Origin of the sequence: Vibrio aerogenes, assembly GCF_024346755.1 — a bacterium.
Lineage (GTDB): Bacteria > Pseudomonadota > Gammaproteobacteria > Enterobacterales > Vibrionaceae > Vibrio > Vibrio aerogenes.
In genome coordinates, this window is the sequence record NZ_AP024862.1 from 260019 (window position 1) to 275901 (window position 15883).

General features: G+C 42.1%; 15 protein-coding genes. 11 read left to right on the plus strand and 4 right to left on the minus strand.

Annotated elements, in window-relative coordinates:
- Positions 1 to 58 precede the first annotated feature (58 nt).
- Genes OCV29_RS18860 through OCV29_RS18875 form a run of 4 tightly spaced genes read right to left on the minus strand, consistent with a single transcriptional unit; the run spans position 59 to position 3589 of the window.
- Positions 59 to 919: a metal ABC transporter permease gene (locus tag OCV29_RS18860; RefSeq protein WP_073605043.1), complete on the minus strand. Its 861-nt coding sequence runs from the start codon at positions 917 to 919 to the stop codon at positions 59 to 61.
- Positions 919 to 1824, minus strand: a complete 906-nt coding sequence (locus tag OCV29_RS18865) for a metal ABC transporter permease (protein ID WP_073605042.1) — start codon at positions 1822 to 1824, stop codon at positions 919 to 921. Before OCV29_RS18865 ends, OCV29_RS18860 begins: the two co-directional genes overlap by 1 nt.
- Positions 1821 to 2714, minus strand: a complete 894-nt coding sequence (locus OCV29_RS18870; RefSeq protein ID WP_073605041.1) for a metal ABC transporter ATP-binding protein — start codon at positions 2712 to 2714, stop codon at positions 1821 to 1823. The genes OCV29_RS18865 and OCV29_RS18870 overlap by 4 nt, the downstream gene beginning before the upstream one ends.
- Positions 2711 to 3589, minus strand: a complete 879-nt coding sequence (locus OCV29_RS18875; protein WP_073605040.1) for a metal ABC transporter substrate-binding protein — start codon at positions 3587 to 3589, stop codon at positions 2711 to 2713. The genes OCV29_RS18870 and OCV29_RS18875 overlap by 4 nt, the downstream gene beginning before the upstream one ends.
- Before the next feature lie 369 nt (positions 3590 to 3958).
- Between OCV29_RS18875 and OCV29_RS18880 the strand changes: the two genes are divergently transcribed.
- The 11 genes from OCV29_RS18880 (at position 3959) to OCV29_RS18930 (ending at position 15868) form a co-directional block, all read left to right on the plus strand.
- Positions 3959 to 4636 (plus strand): MaoC family dehydratase, encoded by a 678-nt coding sequence (locus OCV29_RS18880; protein ID WP_073605039.1) that lies wholly within the window; start codon positions 3959 to 3961, stop codon positions 4634 to 4636.
- Positions 4637 to 5327: 691 nt separating this feature from the next.
- Positions 5328 to 6914 carry a methyl-accepting chemotaxis protein gene (locus OCV29_RS18885; RefSeq protein ID WP_073605261.1) on the plus strand — a complete coding sequence of 529 codons (1587 nt, stop codon included), beginning with the start codon at positions 5328 to 5330 and terminating at the stop codon, positions 6912 to 6914.
- A gap of 258 nt (positions 6915 to 7172) precedes the next feature.
- The gene (gene thrS / locus OCV29_RS18890) at positions 7173 to 9101 is read left to right on the plus strand and encodes a threonine--tRNA ligase (protein WP_073605037.1); all 1929 of its coding nucleotides are present in this window, start codon (positions 7173 to 7175) and stop codon (positions 9099 to 9101) included.
- 3 nt (positions 9102 to 9104) lie between these two features.
- Complete coding sequence (gene infC / locus OCV29_RS18895; protein WP_073605036.1) at positions 9105 to 9656, plus strand: translation initiation factor IF-3; 552 nt, start codon at positions 9105 to 9107, stop codon at positions 9654 to 9656.
- A gap of 99 nt (positions 9657 to 9755) precedes the next feature.
- Positions 9756 to 9950, plus strand: coding sequence for a 50S ribosomal protein L35 (rpmI, locus tag OCV29_RS18900; protein ID WP_073605035.1), 195 nt, complete (start codon positions 9756 to 9758; stop codon positions 9948 to 9950).
- 38 nt (positions 9951 to 9988) lie between these two features.
- Positions 9989 to 10342: a 50S ribosomal protein L20 gene (rplT, locus tag OCV29_RS18905; RefSeq protein ID WP_073605034.1), complete on the plus strand. Its 354-nt coding sequence runs from the start codon at positions 9989 to 9991 to the stop codon at positions 10340 to 10342.
- A 558-nt stretch (positions 10343 to 10900) separates the two neighbouring features.
- Entirely contained in the window at positions 10901 to 12025 is a 1125-nt protein-coding gene (gene ald / locus OCV29_RS18910) for an alanine dehydrogenase (RefSeq protein ID WP_073605033.1), read from the plus strand.
- A 395-nt stretch (positions 12026 to 12420) separates the two neighbouring features.
- The gene (locus tag OCV29_RS18915) at positions 12421 to 12951 is read left to right on the plus strand and encodes a GNAT family N-acetyltransferase (protein ID WP_073605032.1); all 531 of its coding nucleotides are present in this window, start codon (positions 12421 to 12423) and stop codon (positions 12949 to 12951) included.
- A 147-nt stretch (positions 12952 to 13098) separates the two neighbouring features.
- Complete coding sequence (locus OCV29_RS18920) at positions 13099 to 13737, plus strand: beta-phosphoglucomutase family hydrolase (protein ID WP_245796943.1); 639 nt, start codon at positions 13099 to 13101, stop codon at positions 13735 to 13737.
- 262 nt (positions 13738 to 13999) lie between these two features.
- A complete protein-coding gene (locus OCV29_RS18925; RefSeq protein ID WP_073605030.1) occupies positions 14000 to 15145 on the plus strand; it encodes an iron-containing alcohol dehydrogenase in 1146 nt (381 codons plus the stop codon).
- Positions 15146 to 15409: 264 nt separating this feature from the next.
- A complete protein-coding gene (locus OCV29_RS18930) occupies positions 15410 to 15868 on the plus strand; it encodes a DUF2147 domain-containing protein (protein ID WP_139281652.1) in 459 nt (152 codons plus the stop codon).
- The last annotated feature ends 15 nt before the right edge of the window (positions 15869 to 15883 follow it).

The window sequence follows — 15883 nt, forward strand, 5'->3', positions numbered from 1 at the left end:
ATCGCATGTCACAGCCTGCAATCCGGTAAGTCTTTATTACTCCGGAGAAGATGAATCTTCAGCCTGTTGTCAGAGGATGATTCCGCGGTTTGATCCGGGCTCTGTTTTTCAGCCGGGACACGGTCAGCGCTGTGATGAAAAATGCAGCCTGCACCAGTACAATACAGGCACTGGTCGCCCCATCAATATAAAAACTCACTAATATGCCGGTTATAATTGAAGTGAGCGATACCGCGAGTGCAATCCACATCATGTGACTGAACTGCCTGGTCAATACAAATGCCGTGATTCCCGGAGATACCAGCATGGCTACAACCATGATGACCCCGACGGCCTGTATGGTTGCGACGATAGTCAGCGATAACAGAATCAGCAGACTATAGTGGATGAGGACAACCGGTAAGCCAACTACCCGCGCATGGCTTTTGTCAAAGCAGTACAACAAGAAGTCTTTTCTGAACAAAACGATGATGGCAAACACAATCAGGGAAATAATAACGGTTTGCAGAAACTCAAAATCGTTAATACCCAGCATATTGCCAAACAGAATGTGAAGCAGGTGTTGTTCCGTCTCCACTTTGGTGAAAAGAACAAGACCTAAAGCAAACATACCGGAATAAACAATCCCCATCACGGTATCTTCTTTGACCCGGCTGTTTTCTTTGATGTATCCGGTCAGCAAGGCACAGGCCAGTCCGGAAACAAATGCGCCAACAGGCAATGCAATTCCTGCGACGTAAGCGATAACAATACCGGGCAGAACCGCATGAGAGATAGCGTCTCCCATCAGTGACCAGCCTTTCAGAATCAGATAGCAGGAGAGTACCGCACAGACTGAACCGACGGAAAGCCCTGCCCAGAGAGCCCGCTGCATAAACTCAAACTGAAACGGATCGAGCAACCAGTGAATGATATCCATTATAAGTGCCTCATTTTCTGATTGATGTTCGGTTGATGTCTGGTGACTGTCTGGCTTCTGTTTTTTTCACGGATATTGGTCCGGGTCGCCAGCATGCCGTATTTCGGCGCAAAGAAGAACGCAGCCAGAAAGAACAACGTCTGGATGACGACAATCACACCACCCGTTGCCCCGTCAAGAAAATAACTCAGGTAAGCCCCCAGCGCACAACTGATAATGCCGATGGAAATCGAAATAATCAGCAAACAGCCAAAACGATCTGTCAATAAATAGGCAGTAGCACCCGGTGTAATCACCATTGCAATCACCAGAATCGCTCCGACAGTTTGCAGAGAAGCCACAGTGCAGGCACTTAAAATGGTGAAGAAAATAACTTTCAGAAATGTGGGGGATAAACCGACGGAAGAGGCCTGAGTTTCATCAAAAAAGACCAGCATCAGATCTTTCCAGATCAACGCTAATACGATAAAGGAAACCACGGCAATGATGACCATCTGCATTAAATCTGAGGGACTGATAGTTAAAATATTGCCGAAAATAATACCTTCAATATTCACCGAAGTCGGATTCAGCGACACCAGTAGTAACCCGGATGCAAAAAAAGTGGTGAAGATAAAACCAATAATGGCATCTTCTTTTAAATGGGAAAGTGTTCGCAATAAAGCGATACCGATCGATGCCAGAAATCCCGCAATAAATGCACCTGCAGAATACGGAAGCCCTAATGCATAGGCGCCAGCGACACCCGGAACGACAGAGTGGGACAATGCATCACCAATTAAAGACCAGCCTTTCAGCATCAAAAAAGCTGATAAAAAAGCACATACACCACCAACAACAGCACTGGCCAGTATTGCATGTTGCATGTATTGATATGCAAAGGGTTCACTCATTAATTCAATCATGATGGCCTCCCTGAACGGGATTTTCGCCGGATGAGTTTGGCGTTTTCGCTGCTTTTACCGTAGAACACCGCTGGTTCTTCATGATCTGAAATGATTGTGACTGTTCGGTCATCGTCATCTTCATGCAGTGTTTCCCCAAGAATGCCGACGTGTTTCAGAACACCACCAAATGTCGCTTCAAGATTATTTTGCGTAAAGGCTTCACTGAGTTCTCCGGCAGCAATGATGGTGCGGTTGATAAACACAACCTCGTTACAGTAATCAGGGATATTTCCCAGATTATGTGTTGAAACCAGAATCAGATGGCCTTCATCTCTTAACTCCCGCAGTAAATCCATAATGGCTTCTTCAGTCGTAAAATCGACGCCGGTAAAAGGTTCATCAAGCAGGATAGTTTTACTTTCCTGAGCTAATGCTCTGGCAAGGAAAACACGCTTCTTTTGCCCGCCGGATAATTCACCGATTTGACGTTCTGCCAGATCTTCGATTCCCATCCGCCGCATCGCCTGCAGGACTTTTTCTTTGTCAGAAACTTTGGGGCGGCGGAGGAAATTCATAAATCCAAACCGGCCCTGCATCACGACGTCTCTGACTAAAATGGGGAAATCCCAATCGATATCTTCACTTTGAGGAACATAGGCAACAAGGTTTTGCTTCAGTGCATGGCGAATTGGCAGACCTGAAAGCTGAATCTCTCCGCCAGATATTTTTACCAGACCCATGATGCTCTTGAATAATGTTGACTTGCCACCGCCGTTGACCCCGACCAGAGCACATATCGTCCCGCCTTTCAGGGTGAAATTGACATCATTGATTGCCCGGAATCCATTGTTATAGATGACGCTGACGTCACGCGCTTCAAGGCTGACTGTATGATGAGCTCTATTCATAACCGGAATCCTTTAACAATGGTGTCAGTTGTCACACGTAACAGATCGAGATAAGTCGGAACAGGGCCATCTTTGGTTGATAGAGAGTCGACATATAATACACCACCGTAATGTGCGCCTGTCTCACGGGCAACCTGTTTGGCCGGTTTGTCAGAAATCGTACTTTCACTGAACAGAACCGGAATGTGATTCTGGCGTATTTTATCGATCAGTGCCCTGACCTGATGAGGTGTCCCCTGTTGGTCTGCATTAATAGGCCACAGATAAGCTTCTTTCAGATGGTAGTCTCTGGCCAGATAGCTGAATGCTCCTTCACTGGTCACCAGCCAGCGGTGGGCTTCAGGAATCTGCTCCATTTTTAACCGAATGGGCTGATTGAGTTGCTGAATTTGTTGTTTGTAGACCGCTGCATTATGGTTGTAAGCCTCTTGATGTTCCGGGTCGTACCTGACAAAAGCTTTTCGGATATTTTCAATATAAATCAGTGCGTTTTCAGGCGACATCCATGCGTGAGGATTGGGCTTGCCTGTATATGGGCCACCATAGATAGAGATGGGCTTGATACCTTGTGTAACGACGACAGAAGGGACCGATTTGACATTGGCAAAGAATCGCTGGAACCAGCGCTCAAGATGAAGCCCGTTCCATAAAACCAAATCAGCTGATTGTGCTTTGATTATATCTCTCGGGGTTGGCTGGTAATTATGAATTTCTGCGCCGGGCTTGGTAATAGAAAGTACATCCGCATAATCTCCAGCGACATTTTGGGCCATATCCTGAATAATGGTAAAAGTTGTCACGACTTTAAATTTAGCCGATGCGGAGACGGGTAATGCAGTCAGACTCAGGATAATGATTGATACTAAATACTTCATAATTCATAACCACCGGTTGTCAAAGGCTCTATTTCAGCAATTAATCTATATGATAATGATTATCATTTCAATTTTGTTTGTTCGAATTTATGCTATGAGATTAGCAAAGAAGGTCATTTGTTGGGTCTATTTCTCTGATAGGTTGTACTGATGATGAATAAATCATCAATTCAGGAACGTTTACTTTCATTGCAGTTGTCTTTATTTATGAATTAGTTAATAAAATAACGTTTTATTCATAAGCTCATGTAAAATAATAAAAAAACAGTGTTTAGTTAACGCGTGTACGCCCGAAAGTATTTGCACGTACATGTGAACTGGTTCAAAATCAGGTTGTTAGTAACTTCTTATTTTCGAAAAGGGGTTGAAATGAAGGTCGTCGAATTATTCAAACAACGTAGTGAAATACTAAGCAAACAGCATGCTGATTTGGTTCAGAAAATGCCGCCTGCTATGCGGGAATACTGGAATGAATTTTTGACTAAGACCAATAATTTCCACTTATTCTCCTGGGCAAAAGATTTTAATCAGCCCGCAGTCAATGAGGATGTTGTACCGAACGATCCTATTGTGATGAAACCGGAGGCTAAAGCACTCTATGAAGCGCTTGAGGCTCAGCTTGGTGAAGTGATTCACACCGGAGAATGGTTGCGCGTTGATCAAGACAGAATTAACCAGTTTGGTATCGTTACTGATGATACCCAGTGGATTCATACTGACCCGGAAAAAGCTGCTGCTGAGTCACCATTTAAAACAACGATTGCGCATGGCTTTTTGACTTTGGCTCTTTTGCCGAAACTGACGGATAGTGTTGATCCTGATAATCCGTTGTTTCCTACGGCGAAAATGGTCGTAAATATTGGTCTTAATCAGGTTCGCTTTCCCTACCCGGTAAAATCGGGTGATCGTGTTCGGGCAAAAAGTATTTTAACTAAGGTAAAACCCGTCAGGAAAGGGTTGGAGATTGAGCGTGAAATCCGGGTTGAAATAGAAGGTGTCAGACGTCCCGGCTGTGTCGTTATTTCAGTCATTCAATTACATTTTTGACCGAAGGTTTTCTGGTGTTATCCGGAAAACCTTTGACTTTCCCTTCTTTTGATATTCGTACCATTCTGAATAAGTTTCTGTTCAAAATACACCGGGTTCCACCGCTCAAGACATCCATGTGCGTCTGGACAAGGGATTTATGCCCTTGTCTGTTCGTTCCACCAGATATATTCAGATGATCAGTAGATTTTCCAGATTGGTTATCAAATCGGCTGTTTGTCTCTTTATCGTGGTTCAATGTGATGTTCATCGAGCTTTAGATTTATATGATGATAGTTTTTCGTCATTCATAACTTGTGATTTATATATGCATACAAATGTATTTTGTATCGTATAATGTATATGACATGTTTAGGATTTTACTTCAGTTGCGATGTTTTTTTATCTTATTCAGATAGTTTCCAGATAAAAGTCATTACAGTGTGAATGGTGTCAATATTTTGCTTGAAGCGATGAACCCATTTCATCTTTTTGTTTAACACTATGTGATTTACTTCAGATTTTATAAGAACGGTGATTGTATTCGATACAACTCATTTGTTTTTTATTTATTATATATCGACATTAATTGGTATAACAAAAAGACAAAGCAAATTCTATAATTAACACACTTATTCATATTACTGAATAAGTATTCATGTCAGTGTCATATCATATTGTTGTTTCGGAATTTTACAAGGAGTCCTGTATTTTGAAACTTTCAAGGCAGCTAGCTTATCTAATTGTTTCTATAGCTTTAGGGTTTGTTTTGTTGGGTTTGTTTGGATTGGAGTCGTTGCGCTCGAACCTGATCGAAAGTCGTAAACATGAAATTCAGTCTGTTTTGAGTTTTGCGAAAAATCAGGTAAGTGTATATGTCAAACAAGAAAAACAGGGTCTCATCACAAGGGAAGAGGCTGAAAAGAAGGCTGTAGAAGTCCTTTCAGGATTGCGTTTTGGTGCCTCTTACATTTGGTCAAATGATAACCATGCGATTGCCCGTGTTCATGTGCGGTCTGAAAAGTTAGGGCAATTTCAGAAATCTTATCAGGGACATATAGCCGAATTACGTAACAAAGACTTTATTATCGATGTCGGAGAGAATGTAAAGCCGGGAACAAATAAGAAAACAGTTAAAATTAATGGCGTTACAAAAATTCCGGGCTGGGATTGGGTCATTGGTTATGGCGTTTATATGGATGACCTGGATGCGACTTACTGGTCGTTCGCATATAAGTTTATTGCGATTTCCGTTGGTATTGTCCTGGTCGTTATCTCAATCGTTCTGTTAATCGCCAGATCGATTTTGAAACGTCTTGGCGGAGAGCCTGTTTATGCCGTTGAAGTGACCAACCGTATTGCCAAAGGTGATCTTTCTGAACACATTGAAGGAAAATTTGATGATGAGAGCCTGCTTGGTTCGATAGTTATCATGCAGAATTCACTGAAAAAAATGGTAAAAAGTATTCTCGATGGATCCCATCATTTATCAAATGCAACCAGTGATCTGAAGCAACAGGTATCAAACATCACACGTGCGTCGAACGGGTCTTCAGATGCATCTTTGTCTACTGCAGCTTCTATTCAGGAAATGTCAATTTGTATCGGGGAGATTTCCGGTAGTGCCGAGAAGACCGAACTCAATTCAGAAAAGGCGTTTGAGTATTGTGCCAGTGGTGAAGAACTGGTCAAACATTCTGGTGAAATTATCAATGAAATTTCCTCTCAGATTAAAAAGTCAATGGAAGACTTTAATAAGCTGAGTGAGCGTTCCAACGAGATCGGAAATGTCGTGAATGTCATCCGTGATATTGCTGAACAGACTAATCTGCTCGCATTGAATGCTGCAATTGAAGCTGCCCGTGCCGGGGAACAAGGCCGCGGATTTGCTGTCGTTGCTGATGAAGTCAGGACGCTTGCATCAAGAACAGAAGCCGCAACATCTGAAATTACTGAAACCATACATATCATTCAGAAAGATACAGATATTGTAGCGAAGGCCTTACAGTCTGTTTTGCCTAAGGTTGAAGAAAGTGTAGACAGTTCGCATCAGGTCAATCAGATGCTTGGAGACATTCGAACCAGTTCTTCTGAGACGCTGGATATGGTGAGAGAAGTCTCGGTTGCAACCAGTGAGCAGAACAAAGCCTCTGCTGAACTGACCAGCCATGTGGAAATGATTTCAAATATGGTGAAAGAGACAGCAGAATCTATCGGGCAATGCCATCATACGGTGTCTGAACTCGATGATCTGGCAAAAGAGCTCCACGAAAGTATCAGTTACTTTAACCTTCATTAATTTTGTCCGTACACCTGCAGCACGTTTGATTGTGTGGTGCAGGTGTTTCTTTCCACATGAATAAAATCTGTTGTTATTTCAGATTCATCCGTTAGAATACTGGCTGGTATTTCTCTGAGTGCATCCGTAATTGCATTCACTAAGTACATGCTTAATGAATTTTCAGTATTCCATTTCTTTGTAATTTATCAGTAAATTTAAAGAAGTTTTATTAATGCAAGTGTTGCCTGGTATGCAACACCACTGTAAGGATTTATCATGCCTGTTATTACTCTTCCTGACGGTAGTCAGCGTCAATTTGATCATCCGGTTTCTGTTTTAGATGTTGCCCAGTCCATAGGCCCTGGTTTGGCTAAAGCTACGATAGCCGGGCGTATAAACGGCCAGCGTGTTGATGCCTGTGATCAAATCGAATCAGATGCAAGCCTTGAAATTATTACTGCGAAAGATGAAGTAGATGGCCTGGAGATTGTTCGTCACTCTTGTGCTCATTTATTAGGTCATGCACTGAAGCAGCTATATCCTGAAGCTAAAATGGCTATCGGTCCTACGATTGATAATGGTTTTTACTACGATATCGATCTGGAACAATCTCTGACTCAGGACGATCTGGAAAAAATTGAAGCGCGAATGAAAGCGCTGGCAAAAACCAAATATCAGGTTGTCCGGAAAAAAGTAAGCTGGCAGGAAGCCCGGGATACATTTGAGTCTCGTGGTGAACCTTACAAGATGGAAATTCTGGACGAAAATGTTGCCCGTGATGATCGTCCCGGTTTATACCATCACGAAGAATATATTGATATGTGCCGTGGTCCTCATGTACCCAATATGAGCTTTTGTCAGCACTTTAAATTATTAAGTGTTGCAGGCGCGTACTGGCGTGGTAACAGTGATAATAAAATGTTGCAACGCATATATGGCACTGCATTTCATGATAAGAAAGCACTAAAAGCGCATTTAACCCGATTAGAAGAAGCGGCAAAGCGCGATCATCGTAAAATTGGTAAGCAGCTGGATTTGTTCCATATGCAGCAGGAAGCGCCGGGAATGGTGTTCTGGCATCATAATGGCTGGTCTGTTTTCCGTGATCTGGAAGTGTTTATCCGTGAAAAACTGACTGAGTATGGTTATCAGGAAGTGAAAGGTCCGTTAATGATGGATCGTGTGCTGTGGGAGCGCTCCGGCCACTGGGATAAATACGCCGAAGCAATGTTCACAACCAGTTCAGAAAATCGTGATTATGCAATTAAACCAATGAATTGTCCGGGTCATGTGCAGATCTTTAATCAGGGGTTAAAGTCTTATCGGGACTTACCACTTCGCATGGCTGAGTTTGGTTCATGTCACAGAAATGAACCTTCAGGCTCCCTCCATGGCATTATGCGTGTTCGTGGATTTACTCAGGATGATGCACATATCTTCTGTACTGAAGATCAAATTCAGCAGGAAGTGACATCATGTATTAAAATGGTATTCGATACTTATCAGACTTTCGGATTTGATAATATCGCTGTCAAGCTATCAACCCGTCCTGAAAAAAGAGTGGGTAGCGACGAAATTTGGGATCGTTCAGAAGATGCACTGAAAGTTTCTCTTGAATCAATGGACATTCCGTATGAGATTCAGGAAGGCGAAGGTGCATTCTACGGACCTAAAATTGAATTTACTTTACACGACTGCCTGGATCGTGCATGGCAATGTGGTACAGTTCAGCTGGATTTCAATTTGCCAAATCGCTTGGGTGCAACCTATGTTGGTGAAAATAACGAGCGTTTAATTCCTGTTATGATTCACCGTGCCATCTTGGGGTCTTTGGAGCGTTTCATCGGAATTTTGATCGAAGAATACGCTGGATCTTTCCCAACCTGGCTGGCACCGGAACAAGCAGTTGTCTTAAATATTACGGATAAACAGTCTGATTATGTTCAGGAAGTTGCTTTAAAACTACAAAAATGTGGTATTCGTGCAAAAGCAGACTTGAGAAATGAGAAAATAGGCTTTAAAATCCGCGAACATACTTTGAAGCGTGTACCGTATATGCTCGTGTGTGGTGACCAGGAAATAGAATCCGGTGAAGTCGCTGTGCGGACACGAAAAGGCGAAGACTTAGGTAAGTTCAAACTGGAAGACTTTATTCAGTTTGTTCAGCAGGAAGTCTCCAGCCGTAAGCTCAATCTGGAGGAATAAACTATTAAAGGTGGAAGACGTGGTCAGGTTCAGGCCAAACAAAACCAACATCGTATTAACGGAGAGATTCGTGGTGTACGTGAAGTCCGTTTATCAGGGGCAGAAGGTGAAGAGTCTCGCATCGTTTCTATCAATGAAGCGCTTGAAACAGCAGCAGAATCGGGAATGGATCTTGTAGAGATCAGCCCGAATGCTGAACCGCCAGTCTGTCGGGTGATGGATTATGGTAAGTTCCTCTTTGAGAAGAGCAAAGCTGCAAAAGAGCAGAAGAAAAAGCAAAAACAGATTCAGATTAAGGAAGTCAAATTCCGTCCTGGAACTGATATTGGAGACTATCAGGTAAAACTACGCAACCTGACTCGTTTCCTTGAAGAAGGCAACAAAGTGAAAGTAACGATTCGCTTCCGTGGCCGTGAAATGGCACACCAGGACATTGGTGTTGATGTTCTTAACCGTTTGAAAGAGGACACTGCTGACTTGGCGGTTGTTGAGTCTTTCCCTAGTCGGATTGAAGGGCGTCAAATGATCATGGTGTTAGCCCCTAAGAAGAAGTAATTAGTGGCTTGCAAGTAATAAAACCCTGCTATTCGTTGGCAGGGTTTTGTTCGCCCTGATTACATAGTTTAAACTAGATACAATGCGGAGTTATTCATCATGCCTAAGATGAAAAGCAATAAAGGTGCTGCTAAGCGTTTCAAAAAAACAGCTGGTGGTATTAAGTATAAGCGTGCGACTAAACGTCATATCCTGACTAAGCGTACAACTAAGAACAAGCGTCAGCTACGTCCTAACTCAGTGCTTCCTAAATGTGAAGTTGCTGCAGTTGTTCGTATGTTGCCATACGCTTAATTTTTTGGTTTTTATTCGTTTAGTTTAGGAGAAGCAGAATGCCTCGCGTAAAACGTGGTGTACAAGCTCGTGCACGTCATAAGAAAGTTTTAAAACAAGCTAAAGGTTACTACGGAGCTCGTTCTCGGGTTTATCGTGTTGCTTTCCAGGCAGTAACTAAAGCTGGTCAATATGCATATCGTGACCGTCGTAATAAAAAGCGTCAATTCCGTCAATTATGGATTGCGCGTATTAATGCGGCATCTCGTCAGAATGGTCTGTCTTACAGCCGTTTCATCAACGGTTTGAAGAAAGCTTCTATCGAGATCGATCGTAAGATTCTTGCTGATATCGCTGTATTTGATAAAGCCGCATTTACTGTGCTTGTTGAAAAAGCAAAAGCAGCGCTTTAATCGATAAAGTCTGCAGGTTAATTTTTGAAGGAGAGCATTAAGCTCTCCTTTTTTTATATGCAAAATATGTCTCTACATTTTTATACTAATTTCACTCATTCACTGATCAGAATGAGTCTGGTTCCACAAACTGCTTACGACATCCTCTCTTCATTTATAAAAAGACGCTTAAACAAGGATGTTCATGTCTATTGGCTTCACTAAACCCGGTCAGATGATCAGGTATTTGTATGACCGGTTTGCTCTTTTTATATTCTTGTACAGGGGCAGAAGCCGTCAGATTTTTATTCCTCCAGCGACCTTTTCGGCATTTTCAGCTTTGAGCCGTGGTTTTTACACACTAATTGCTATCTAAATCTCATAACTGAATGTTAACTTTCCTTTTTTTATCATCAAAGTCTGATTTAAATCCCGATTTGTATCTTTGCCTGCCATGTTTACATTAGAAACTATTGATATGTAGTGATAAAACCTGCAAATATAAACTCAATTGGTTGTTAATTTGACTAATTTAAATCATAGCCAGTGTTATTAACTACTTATTTGAGGAAATTTAGAATGATTGTCGGTGTTCCTAAGGAAATTAAAAATCATGAGTATCGTGTTGGTATGATTCCGGCGTGTGTCCGGGAGTTGATCATTCATGGACATCAGGTTTACGTAGAAAAAAATGCCGGACAGGGTATTGGTTTTTCAGATCAAGATTACATTTCTGCAGGCGCTGAAATTCTTCCTACTGCGGAAGAAGTGTTTGCAAAATCAGAGATGATTGTGAAAGTAAAAGAGCCACAGGCCGTTGAGCGGGCGATGTTGCGTGAAGGACAAATTCTGTTTACATATTTACATCTGGCACCTGATTTCCCTCAAACAGAAGATTTAATTCAGAGTAAAGCTGTTTGTATTGCCTATGAGACAGTGACTGATGAAAGAAATCAGTTACCTCTGCTTGCACCAATGTCAGAGGTTGCCGGAAGAATGTCAATTCAGGCTGGTGCACAGGCTCTTGAGAAGTCAAAAGGTGGTTGTGGCTTATTGATAGGTGGTGTGCCTGGTGTTGAGCCGGCAAAAGTTGTGATTATCGGTGGTGGTGTTGTTGGAGCAAGTGCTGCCCGTATGGCTGTTGGGTTAAGAGCTGATGTGACTGTACTGGATCGAAATGTCAATACATTACGCCGCCTGGACGAAGAATTTCAGGGGCGGATAAAAGTTGTTTATTCGACGAATGAAGCAATTGAAAGGCATGTAACACAAGCTGATTTAGTTATCGGTGCAGTTTTGATTCCGGGAGCTGCCGCTCCTAAACTGGTGACTCAAGAGTTGATCGCAAAAATGAAACCCGGTTCAGCTGTCGTTGATGTTGCTATTGATCAGGGCGGTTGTTTCGCAACTTCTCATGCAACAACTCACGATGCGCCCACTTATATTGTCGATGATGTTGTTCACTACTGTGTTGCAAATATGCCAGGTGCAGTGGCAAGAACTTCTACATTTGCACTGAATAACGCAACACTACCATTTATTCTGAATCTTGCGGATAAAGGATATCAGGAAGCCTTATTAAGTGATCCAGGATTCCTGAAGGGCTTAAACGTGATTCATGGTCAGGTAACATGCAAAGAAGTGGCTGAAAACTTCAACCTGAGCTACGTAGCGCCAGAGGAAGCTATCAAAATGTTTAATTGATTTGATAGCAAGGTTTAAACTCGTTTTTTTGATTTATTTCTTTTGTTTATCCGAATCATTCGGGAGCCGGGTAATCATCTACCCGGTTTTTTTATATATATGATGAATCAATAACAGTATTAAGTATTTCTTTGTTTATACGATTTATTTCTATGAGTTCTTTATTTTTATAGAAACGGTAGAAGAATATTCCGAATATGCGCAGGTGATTAGGTCATTTTATGGCACAAATATCTAAATCTGTTTATCTGAACGGTTCACTGCTTGCAAATTGAAAAATGCCGTCGTAGGTTAATGACTGGGTAATTTTTTAAACCAGAAGGTTATTTTTTCTGTATTTTTTTCTGGTTTGCAAAGGAATAGAGCGATGAACAGGAAGTTAAAAGGTCTGTGAAATGGATATTAGAGTAGCTGAATATAGCGATTATGAAAGAATAGCAAAGTTACACGCAAAAAGCTGGCGAATGAATTACAAGGGCATTATGGATGCAGACTATTTGCGTGATGAAGTTGATGAAGAGCGTAAATTGATTTGGCAGACTCGTTTGATTAATCCACCGATTAACCAGCACGTGGTTCTTGCAGAGGAAGGGAACCAGCTGTGTGGATTTATCTGTGCTTTTGGTAATCATGATTTTGATAAGGGATCGATTATTGAGTCTCTGCATGTTGAACCTGAGTATCAGGGAAACGGATTAGCGAAGCTGCTCATCAGAGAAGCAACAGAATGGATACAGCATTATTTTCCTGATACCGGTGTTTACTTAGAGGTCACGGAAGAGAACATTAAAGCAATTCAGTTTTATGATCATTTAGGTGGTCTGCATGAGATGAATCGTATCTGGCATACACCTTGTGGATGTGATATTCCCGAATGGATATATACATGGGAGACACCACAGGCTATTTTATCTGCAGTTGAATAAAGAAGTATCGGGCCTTACGGCCCTTTTTTATGGCCGGAAAATTAACACGGCCATCTGAATATACTCAGGCTACCTGAATCATGCACCTTCAGGTAGTTTGGGTATCAGTCTGATGGCGCTCGCATACAAGGGCTTAGATGCGCATGTATGCGTATTTTTCTTATCAATGGACAAGGGGATGTCATGATTCAGATAGCGCAGTATGATGGATTGATTTTTGATATGGATGGTACGCTAATCGATACAATGCCGTCTCATGTTGCATCATGGGAAGAGACTTCAGCCTATTTTAATTTTCCCTTTATGCCAGATTGGCTGCATAGCATGGGGGGGATGCCAAGCATTAAGGTGGTTGGTGAAATCAACAAACGTTTTGGCCTGTCTTTGGATCCCGTCAACGTATCAAAATACAAACAACAGGTCTTTCGGGCGCTTGGTTGTCCCGGCAACAGAATTCCGTCAACCTGTCAGATTCTTGAACAGAATCAGGGAAAGAAAAAAATTGCTTTGGGTACCGGCAGCCCAAAAGAAAATGCCATATTATTAATGGAAAAAGCTGGATTGCTCGATAAGTTTGACGCCATTGTGACGGCTTCTGATGTCGAGAACCACAAACCTGCACCTGATACATTTCTGAAAGCTTGTGAATTGATGGCGTTGAAGCCATCCCGGTGTTTGGTTTTTGAGGACACGTTGTTAGGTAAACAGGCGGCTCATTCCGCAGGAATGGATTGTATTCTGGTTACGGATGGTGCGTTGGAACTTTGCCCTGTGCATGAAAAATAAACCCTCTTATAAACTTGAGTAGCCGATCTGATGATAACCGATCATGAAGATCGGTTTTTTTATCCCGAAGTGCCGCTTTTATAGCCACATAAATGTGATATTGATAGCATTAACACCGTGATCTGTTTAACAAAATACATACATATATGTGAGTTGAGTCTTATTGTTGGCTATTTTCTGATTTGTATCATGTTCTTACAGGCTTAGGGAAGAATAACCTGCGCTATGTATCATATTTTATGAAATGTATTGGAGAAAAATTATGAGCATAATGAGGTTTTCGATTCCCCGTGACATCATCTATGGTGAAGATTCACTGGCCGAATTAACAAACTTAAAGGGAAAAAAAGCGGCAATTGTGACAGGTGGAAGTTCGATGAAGCGCTTGGGCTTTCTCGACCAATGTCAAAAATATCTGGCCGATGCAGGAATAGAAAGCATCATTATTGATGGCGTTGAGCCAAATCCTTCTGTCGCAACTGTCTGGCGGGGCGCTGAAGCGATGATTCAGTTTGAGCCTGACTGGATCGTTGCGATCGGTGGTGGTTCCGCGCTGGATGCGGCTAAAGTGATGTGGTGTTTTTATGAGCATCCTCAGCTTAAATTTGAGGACATTATTGAAGTTGGTTCAATGCCACCACTCAGAAACAAAGCCAGATTTATTGCAATTCCTTCAACCAGTGGGACTGCGTCTGAGATTACTGCATTTTCTGTGATTACCGATACGGAAAATCATATCAAATATCCGATTGTTGCTGCAGATATGGTGCCGGACATAGCTATTCTTGATCCTAAATTACCGGAAAAAATGCCGGCACATATCACGGCGAACACAGGGATGGATGTATTAACCCATGCCACAGAAGCCGTTGTTTCAATTGCTGCAACATCATTTACAGACCCGTATGCAATTGAGGCGATTCGCCTGGTGATTGAAAATATAGAAACAGCCTTTAAAGAACCGGAAAATATGCAGGCAAGATACAATATGCACAATGCCTCTGCTTTGGCTGGCATGGCATTTACCAATGCATCACTGGGTTTGGTTCACTCCCTGGCACACAAAATTGGCGGTGAGTTTGGAGTCACCCATGGGCTGGCGAATGCCATTTTATTACCTTATGTGATTGAATTTAATCGTCAGTCAACAGATAAGTATGCTGTCGTAGAAAAACTGCTGGGAATTGATGATCTTGCTGAAGCGGTCAGAAAGCTTAATAAAGGGATGAATATCCCGGCTTGCTTTAAAGATTGTGATGAGGTTGATTTCAGTGAAGATAAATTCAAACAGGTCCTTGACCGTATGAGTGAAAGAGCATTTGGTGATCCATGTACATTAACTAACCCAGGTAAACCAACTGTTGAAGATGTAAAAGCACTCTATACACGCAGCTATTACGGTAAATAATCCGTTTCTCAGTATAGCTGATGTCCGTCAGCTATACTGATTCTCCCCTTGTTCAGTACTTCTGCTCTGTCAATACCGGTTGTTTCTATTTGACTGATTGAATACGTTTGGCGTGTTTGTGTTCTGGTCATTTATTTTTAACAGCAGGTTTACCCGCGGGATAAGTTTATCGTTATACTGGGCATCATACCCAGACAACCTGAACTATGCATTTTCAGGTTATCTTGTTCTGTGTTTATTGGTGATGTTGTGGTAGAAAATACAATGAAAATAGTCAGTTATTTATTTTGTCTCATGCTGCTCTTATCCGGATTTTCTGTGGCGGCTGCATCCCCGTCTCTTGTCGGGGACTGGGACTGTACAGCTTCATTACAGAAACCTTTGTTCAGGTTGACACTGAAAAGTCATGATCAGTATACGGCTTTGGGGGACTATCATACCCAGGGCGTTCTCACCGCTTCTCTGAATGGCCAGCCGGTTGAAGTGAAATACGCCATTACCGGTGATGGTCAGTGGCAGGTCAGTCAGAAAACTCTGAAACTCAAATCGCGTCAGTTAAAATTTGATAATATCAGTAATCCCGAATGGGAAGCATTTCTGAATCTCAGGCAGTATATTCCAAAGCAGGCGAGCGGGTCTTTTGATATCCGTTCACTGACCCAACAGCATCTGGTGTTGAATAATCATCGCTTAACCCAGAATATTCAGTGTGAGAGACGTTAGAGCGTGTTTATCTTT

Bases quoted from the DNA above. Each gene is read 5' to 3' on its own strand.
- OCV29_RS18860 (WP_073605043.1), bottom strand. From the start codon at position 919: ATGGATATCATTCACTGGTTGCTCGATCCGTTTCAGTTTGAGTTTATG.
- OCV29_RS18865 (WP_073605042.1), bottom strand. From the start codon at position 1,824: ATGATTGAATTAATGAGTGAACCCTTTGCATATCAATACATGCAACAT.
- OCV29_RS18870 (WP_073605041.1), bottom strand. From the start codon at position 2,714: ATGAATAGAGCTCATCATACAGTCAGCCTTGAAGCGCGTGACGTCAGC.
- OCV29_RS18875 (WP_073605040.1), bottom strand. From the start codon at position 3,589: ATGAAGTATTTAGTATCAATCATTATCCTGAGTCTGACTGCATTACCC.
- OCV29_RS18880 (WP_073605039.1), top strand. From the start codon at position 3,959: ATGAAGGTCGTCGAATTATTCAAACAACGTAGTGAAATACTAAGCAAA.
- thrS (WP_073605037.1), top strand. From the start codon at position 7,173: ATGCCTGTTATTACTCTTCCTGACGGTAGTCAGCGTCAATTTGATCAT.
- rpmI (WP_073605035.1), top strand. From the start codon at position 9,756: ATGCCTAAGATGAAAAGCAATAAAGGTGCTGCTAAGCGTTTCAAAAAA.
- rplT (WP_073605034.1), top strand. From the start codon at position 9,989: ATGCCTCGCGTAAAACGTGGTGTACAAGCTCGTGCACGTCATAAGAAA.
- ald (WP_073605033.1), top strand. From the start codon at position 10,901: ATGATTGTCGGTGTTCCTAAGGAAATTAAAAATCATGAGTATCGTGTT.
- OCV29_RS18915 (WP_073605032.1), top strand. From the start codon at position 12,421: ATGGATATTAGAGTAGCTGAATATAGCGATTATGAAAGAATAGCAAAG.
- OCV29_RS18920 (WP_245796943.1), top strand. From the start codon at position 13,099: ATGCGTATTTTTCTTATCAATGGACAAGGGGATGTCATGATTCAGATA.
- OCV29_RS18925 (WP_073605030.1), top strand. From the start codon at position 14,000: ATGAGCATAATGAGGTTTTCGATTCCCCGTGACATCATCTATGGTGAA.
- OCV29_RS18930 (WP_139281652.1), top strand. From the start codon at position 15,410: ATGAAAATAGTCAGTTATTTATTTTGTCTCATGCTGCTCTTATCCGGA.